5 protein-coding genes are annotated in these 6,860 nt (G+C 51.0%); all 5 read right to left on the reverse strand.

The window, feature by feature from the left end; translation table 11 throughout:
• Positions 1–40: 40 nt before the first annotated feature.
• The 5 genes from HMPREF3093_RS03750 to HMPREF3093_RS03770 all read right to left on the reverse strand — a co-directional run bounded on the left by HMPREF3093_RS03750 (position 41) and on the right by HMPREF3093_RS03770 (position 6,558).
• Positions 41–2,377: a glycoside hydrolase family 31 protein gene (locus tag HMPREF3093_RS03750; RefSeq protein WP_143227647.1), complete on the reverse strand. Its 2,337-nt coding sequence runs from the start codon at positions 2,375–2,377 to the stop codon at positions 41–43.
• Positions 2,370–3,410 (reverse strand): LacI family DNA-binding transcriptional regulator, encoded by a 1,041-nt coding sequence (locus tag HMPREF3093_RS03755; RefSeq protein WP_070755679.1) that lies wholly within the window; start codon positions 3,408–3,410, stop codon positions 2,370–2,372. Before HMPREF3093_RS03755 ends, HMPREF3093_RS03750 begins: the two co-directional genes overlap by 8 nt.
• A gap of 23 nt (positions 3,411–3,433) precedes the next feature.
• Entirely contained in the window at positions 3,434–4,255 is an 822-nt protein-coding gene (locus tag HMPREF3093_RS03760; RefSeq protein WP_070755680.1) for a carbohydrate ABC transporter permease, read from the reverse strand.
• The gene (locus HMPREF3093_RS03765; RefSeq protein ID WP_070755681.1) at positions 4,252–5,121 is read right to left on the reverse strand and encodes a carbohydrate ABC transporter permease; all 870 of its coding nucleotides are present in this window, start codon (positions 5,119–5,121) and stop codon (positions 4,252–4,254) included. Before HMPREF3093_RS03765 ends, HMPREF3093_RS03760 begins: the two co-directional genes overlap by 4 nt.
• 108 nt (positions 5,122–5,229) lie before the next feature.
• Complete coding sequence (locus HMPREF3093_RS03770; protein WP_070755682.1) at positions 5,230–6,558, reverse strand: extracellular solute-binding protein; 1,329 nt, start codon at positions 6,556–6,558, stop codon at positions 5,230–5,232.
• Positions 6,559–6,860 lie beyond the last annotated feature (302 nt).

Below are 6,860 nucleotides of genomic sequence, written 5' to 3' on the forward strand. Positions count from 1 at the left end.
GGTCCACTCGACGGAGTGGACCACTGGCTCGGGACGAGGGCTAAGGCTCCGTTACCAGCAACTCAATAACGGGCGCCACAAGTTCCGGCTCTAGGCCTAGGCCTTGGAGTTCCAGCATCTTATAAGCGAGCGGCATGTCCTTTTTGACCAGGGCCCAGATTTGGTCCTTGGCCTGGTTTCCCATTTGGGCTTGCTCGATATAAGCGAAAATGACATCTAGTCGGACTTGCTGCGAGTCACGCGGCGTCTGCTTGAAGGAGAGGGTCACCGACCCGTCCGCTTCAAGGCACACCAGGCTGTCGCCCTGGTCATTGTGACTGACCTCAACTAGGCGACCCTGCCCGGCTAGCTCTAGGTCCGACAAACAAGCCCCTACAAAGGTCAACTCATAGGTCCGAAGTCCCGTCCCTTGAGGTGCCAACTTGAATGTTTTGCCATCGACAAAGGTCATTCCGGTCGTAAGGAAGGCTGTGCCATCAGTTGCAGTTTCAGCCTCTTCCACCAAGTCGAAATGGCCATCGGCGCCAGTGAAGACCTTGATGGCCAAGACGCTTGGGTTGGCTAGCGAATTGTCAGTCCCATCCTCCCCAGACAGAGGCAGGATGGCGCCCGCCTTGGCGAAGAGGCCCATGCGTTCCAGCGGCCGATAAATCGATAAGCGCCGGCCCCCACTATAGGCCAAGCCAGTCTGGATATCATACCAGGTCCCTTCTGGCAGCCAGCCATCGAAGCGGGAACAGAGACTGCCCTTATGACGTGGCTGGGTCAGAGGCATGACCATGACTTGACTACCAAAATAATATTGATTAGCCACTTCATAGGCTGCCTCCTCTTCCGGATGCTGATAATAGAGGGGCTCAATCAGGGGCTGAGCCTGATAGGTCGCCCGGTAGTTCATAGTATAGAGATAAGGCAGGAGCCGGTGGCGCAAGCGCAAGTAGTCCTTCATGCTGCTGGCATATGGCTCCGGATAGCGCCAGGGTTCTTTGCCTAGGAATTCTGAAGAGGAACTATGCAGGCGCATAATAGGAGAAAAGACACCCAGCTGGTACCAGCGCAAGGCCAACTCGTTGTCGCGGTAGCCGAAGATATGGCCGCCGATATCATGACTCCACCAACCGTAGCCGATATTGCTGGCTGTCGCCGTGAAATAAGGCTGGAAGTCCAGCGATTCCCAGGTCATGTGGCTGTCGCCCGAGAAGCCCACTGGATAGCGGTGGCTACCTGGTCCGGCATAACGCGAGAAGGTGATGCCTTGAGGGCCACGGGCCTGGATATCGTGGTAATGATAGTGGTTGAGCACCCAGAGTGGGTCCACGCCCTTGACAGTCTGGCCTTGTTGCCAGTCAATCCACCAGAAGTCTACCCCCTGCTCTTCTTTTGGATGGTGCAGGTGCTTGAAATAAGCTTCTAGGAAGCGAGGTGAGGTCGGGTCAAAGACCACATATTCGCCACCCTCCCAGTCTAGGCCCAGCTCTTGGGCCATTTGCTGGTACATGGCCTCAAAAGGACGCACCCCATCAGCCGGATGGACATTAAGGGTAATGCGTAGCCCATGTTGGTGGAGCCAGGCCATAAAGCCTGCAGGATCCGGGAAGAGCTCCTCATTCCAGGTGTAGCCGGTCCAGCCGCTGCCATATTGAGGCGGAACGGAAACCACATGCCAGTCCATGTCGATGACCGCCACGGTAAAGGGCAGACCCTCGGCTTCAAAACGCTCAATCAGCTGGCGATAGGTCACCTCGCTATAGCGATAGAAGCGACTCCACCAGTTGCCCAAGGCATACTTAGGCAGGAGGGGCTGGGGCCCAGTCAAACGATAGTAGTCGGCCAAGCAAGCCCGGTAGTCATGGCCATAGCCAAAGTAATAGAAGTCTAGGCTGTCACCTTGCTTGACCTGGTACCAACCATCCTGGGTCAATTGCAGACTTTGGCTGTCATCCAGGACACTGAAGCCAAAGCGGGACATAAGCCCCCGCTCCAGCGGCACCGCCCCATTAGCATGGTCCAAGGTTTGGGCCGTCCCGCCCAAATCTTGGATAGGGTCGCCATAATGCCAATCACTGTGGTAGATACTGAAGTAACCCCGCAGCTTGAAGACCAGCCCCTCTCTAGAGAAGGCCTGCTTGTCATATTGGATAAGAACATGATCGGTGATGATTTCCAGGAGGTCCTCCCGCTCCCGGATTTCATAGTGAGGCACAGGAAAGTCTCGGTTCAAGACCGTCTGGGTCTGACCATCATAGAAGGTCCCCGTCGGACTATACTCTGCCCGAATCAAGCGCGAAGTTAAGATAGTGAAGCGATAATTTGGCCCCTGAATGATGGCCTCCGGCGCCGCCAAGGGCTGATAGTCTCCATAGACAGCTTTAATCATGGCTAGTACTCCCTTCTAAGGATAAATTCTTGTTAATGAGGTTGGCGAGGATGTATTGCTGGCGCTGGTCGTCAGCGGTCTGACCTGACTGCAAGACACGACTCAAGCTAGCCATGGCCTCCTCCCCCTTGTGGACCTGATTGAGGTCAATGGTGTTGACCTCGGTCGCCAAGTACTGAAGATAAGGAATGTTATCAAAACTCATGAGGCGCCGATCTGGGTCCCACTGGCCTAGCTGGCTTTGGCTGACCTTGACTAATTCCATAGCCAAGACATCGGCGGTCACCATCAGGCCCCGATACTTGGACAGGTCCTTAATCAAGTCATCCAATTTAGTGTTGAGGTAGATGGGCAAATCCCCCTGGCCGCCAGCCGCCTGATAGGCTGCATTGGCCCCCGCATAACGGGCCTGTATAACCCCCACTTGGTCGGGCTCAAATTGATAGCTTAAGAAGGCTAGGTCCAAGCCCTGGCTGCGGGCTAGCAATTCTACTCCGGCATAGGCTAGGTCATAGTCCTTGGAGTTGAGTAGCTGCACATGGTCAGCAGCCTCGACTAGGGCCTGGCCTTGCGCCGTCAAATAGGTGTCAATGAAGACCAAGGGCTCGCTGACACTTTCTATCATAGCCGCTGCCATATGAGCATCACAGCCTACCACGATATGGCCCGCAAAGGCCCACTGGCGTCTGACTTGGTGGACGGCTTCTAGGCTCTCAATATTATGAAGCAGGATGTAGTAGTTTTCTTGCCTGGCAATGCGCTCAATTCCTTCTAGGAGGGAGGCCACAAAGGGGTCAGAATAATTAAAATCCCGTCCGCTACTATAGAACAAGACGCTGACCAGGCGCGAAGCCTTAGTCACTAGGGCTTTGGCATTGAGGTTGGGCATGTATTGCAGTTCCTGGGCCAAGGCTTGAATCTGGGCTACCGTCTCCTGGGAGACCTTGTGGTGGCGGTCATTCAAGACATTGGATACGGTCGCGATACTGACATTGGCAGCTTGGGCAATGTCTTTTAGGGTTGCTTTTTTCATTGGGGTCGCCTCAAATCTGACGATTACTTGCTGGAACCTGTCGCAATCCCGGCAATAAATCGTTTTTGGAAAATAATATAGACAATGACAATCGGAATGATTGAAATGGTCGTGGCAGCGAAGAGGCCGCCGTAGTCGGTGCCATACTGGCCATTGAATTGACGTAACCCAACAGCCAAGAGTTGCTTGGACTTGGTGTTAATCATCAGGTAAGGCCAGAGGAAGTCTTCCCAACTCCATAGGAATTGGAAAATGGCTAAACTGGAAATAGTGTTGCGTGACATAGGCAAGATCAGGCGATGGAAGATATAGAAATCCGAACCCCCATCGACGCGTGCCGCCTCAATCAACTCATTGGAGATGCCTGAGATGCTTTGCTTGAACATGAAGATCCCGAAACCACTGACCATACTTGGGATAATCAGTGACTTATAGGAATCCAGCCAACCGAACTTAACCATCATTTCATATTTGGGAATAATGGTCACGGCCCATGGCAACATCATGGTACTCATGACCACCGCGAACAGCAAGGATTTGCCTTTGAAGGTAAACTTGGCGAAGATGAAGCCAAAGAGCGCGGAGGTATAGATAATAATGGCCGTAATGGTCACCGAAATCATCAAGCTATTCCAGAACATGCCCATGAAATTGAACTTTTCCTGGATATTGGTGTAGTTGTTGAAGGTGGAAATGCCCGGGAAGAGGCCCCCACCTAACTTGACGATCTCACTATTAGGCGCAAAGGAAGACACCAGCATCCAGATAAAGGGAATAATGGTGATAATGGCCAAAGCCGCCAAAATCAGATTCAAAATCAGGCTTAAGATGCTTTTAGATTTCATTGTTGGTCACCTCCCATATCCATATAGCGGAACATTAAGAGCGTTAGCACGGCAATGACGACGAAGAGAATGACCGCAATGGCCGAAGCCGTCCCAAAGTTATAGTTGACGAAGGCCTCGTCAAAGATTAAGTAGGAAATAACAAAAGTCGAAGTCCCCGGTCCCCCTTCCGTCATAATCAGAATTTGAATATAGGTTTGGAAGTAGGAAATGAGAGAAGTAATGGTGACGAAGAGAGTCACTGGCTTGAGTAGGGGCAGGGTAATATTCTTGAAGGTCTGCCAGCCATTGGCCCCATCAATGCGACTGGCTTCATAGACCTCTTCCGGCAGGCCCATGAGCCCCGCTAGGAAGAGGACGGTCGCATAACCAAAATCTTTCCAGACGGTCATGATGATAATGGCAATCATGGCCCAGTTAGAGTTCTTGAGCCAGTTGATGTCCAGATGGAAGAAGCGATTAATGAGCCCAAATTGGGGATTAAACATCCACATCCAGACGAAGGAGACGGCCACCATGGGGGTGACAGTCGGCATATAGAAGAGCCCTTGGAAGAAGGTCCGCATCTTGGTCATGCGTGAGAAGAGCATGAGGGCCAAGGCCAAGCCCACTGCCAGCCGCAAGACGGTCGAGATAGCGGTGAAGAATAAGGTATTAGTCAGCGACTTCCAAAAGAGCTTATCCCCTAATACGAAGCGATAGTTCTCCCAACCAATATAGTTGTACTTCTGGGTCAGCGGATTCCAGTCATGCAGACTCCCGGCAAAGGCCTTATAGATGGGATAGAAGAGGAAGACGGCAAAATAAACGATCAGGAAGAGGACCGACACATTACGAAAGTTGAGTTGTTTTTTCAGGATATTCATCATTTTAACTCCTTTTAACAACGAGAGTGAGTGAGTAGCTGACTACCCCCTCACTCTCAGATTGAGATGCTACCTCATGCCGAGTGGCCTAGGGCAGATCTGCTATTCTTATTGATACGCTGATTCTAGCGACTTGAAGGACTCATTGCGCATGTCGCGTTCCATTTGACGTTGCGCATTTTCTAAGGCTGAATCCAAATCCACGCCATTATAGAGCACTTCTTCGGCTGCCTTCTTGGCACTGGTTTCCATGGTCGCAGGGAATGGGCCAGGCCAAATCAACTTCTTAATACGTGGTGCAATGACAGATAATACAGGGTCTGACTTGAGTGATTGATCTTCTTGGACGCTATTCTTGGTTGGATAAGAAGCATAGGCTTTGGCTGCTTCTAATGAGTATTGGTCGTTGGCCAAGAGATACTTGAGGAAGTCTTGGGCAACTTTTCTTTGTTCTTCTGATTGGTTCTTGTTAATACCTGGGGTGCTTTCGCCGTTGTAGCGGTCATAAGCAAAAGGCTGATCCTTGCTGAAGGTTGGAGTCGCGAAGACGCCATATTCCACATCTGGATACTTGGTCTTGAGCTCGTTAGCGAACCAGCCCCATTTGTAAACCATAGCAGATTGTTGGTTACCGAAGCTTTGGGTATCGTCGGTCCCGAAGTCCTTGGAACCCACGCCATCCACCTCATAGAGGTCTACGAGGAACTTGAGGTTTTCTTTGGTTGTCTCGTTATTGTAGTTAGGCGTAGTGCCATCTTCTTTGAAGAGCAAGGTCCCCTTTTGGTAGTTGAGGCCTTGATAGAGGCCAGCATAGGAGCCATTCCAGTTGAAACCGGCTTGAACTAGGTTGTCGCCTTCCTTGATGGTTAATTTCTTAGCCACTTCGCGGAACTCATCCCAGGTCTTAGGAATGTCCTTGTCCGTTAAACCGGCTGCTTGCCACATCTTCTTGTTATAGTAGATGTTACCCGTATTCATGACGATATCGATATAGTTGACTTTACCGTCCACGACATGAGGCTCTACCCCAGTGAAGTCTGCCTTGAGATCTTCGGTTGGAATATCATAAGCTTCTAGGTAGCTGGACAGCAACTTGTCTTGGGAGTTATGAATATTGAAAATGGCTGGACCATCGGAACCTTGTAAGGCCAATGGCAACTTGGTCCAGTAATCATCCCAAGGATGGTTAACCACTTCAATTTTGACATTAGGGTGTAACTTTTGGTAGGACTCCGCTAACTTGATAGCTGGGTCGCCGTCATTCCAGGTCCAATACTGAATGCTGATATCCTTGCCATCATTAACAGGCGCCTTGGTATCATATTGGACTTTTTGGCCGAGCGTGTCGTTAGCCTGAGCAGAGCTGAGGGGCACCACACTGGTAGCTAACAAAGCAGAAAAGGCCACAAGCAGTGACTTCATCAACGATTTTTTCATAGGGAACAGTCCTTTCTTCTGGTTAGGTTAAACGTTTAACCTTTACTTGAGTGTAGCACTCGGGTTGGAGTTTGTCAAGCGCTTTCTTTTTGGTTTTGGGCTAGACTCCCATTTTCTGGCTAAAAAGGGCGAGCTAGTGGGCTACTAGCTCGCACGAATTCGGACCTTTTCCTCGGTTTCTGGCTAAATCTAAGGAGCCAGTGGTCCACTCTGGAAAGTGGTCCACTGGCTCATGAGAAATCGAGGCTTTTACCCGGTTTCCAGCTAAATCAGAGGAGCCAGTGGTCCACTCCGGAGAGTGG

Source organism: Abiotrophia sp. HMSC24B09 (assembly GCF_001815865.1).
Classification (GTDB): domain Bacteria; phylum Bacillota; class Bacilli; order Lactobacillales; family Aerococcaceae; genus Abiotrophia.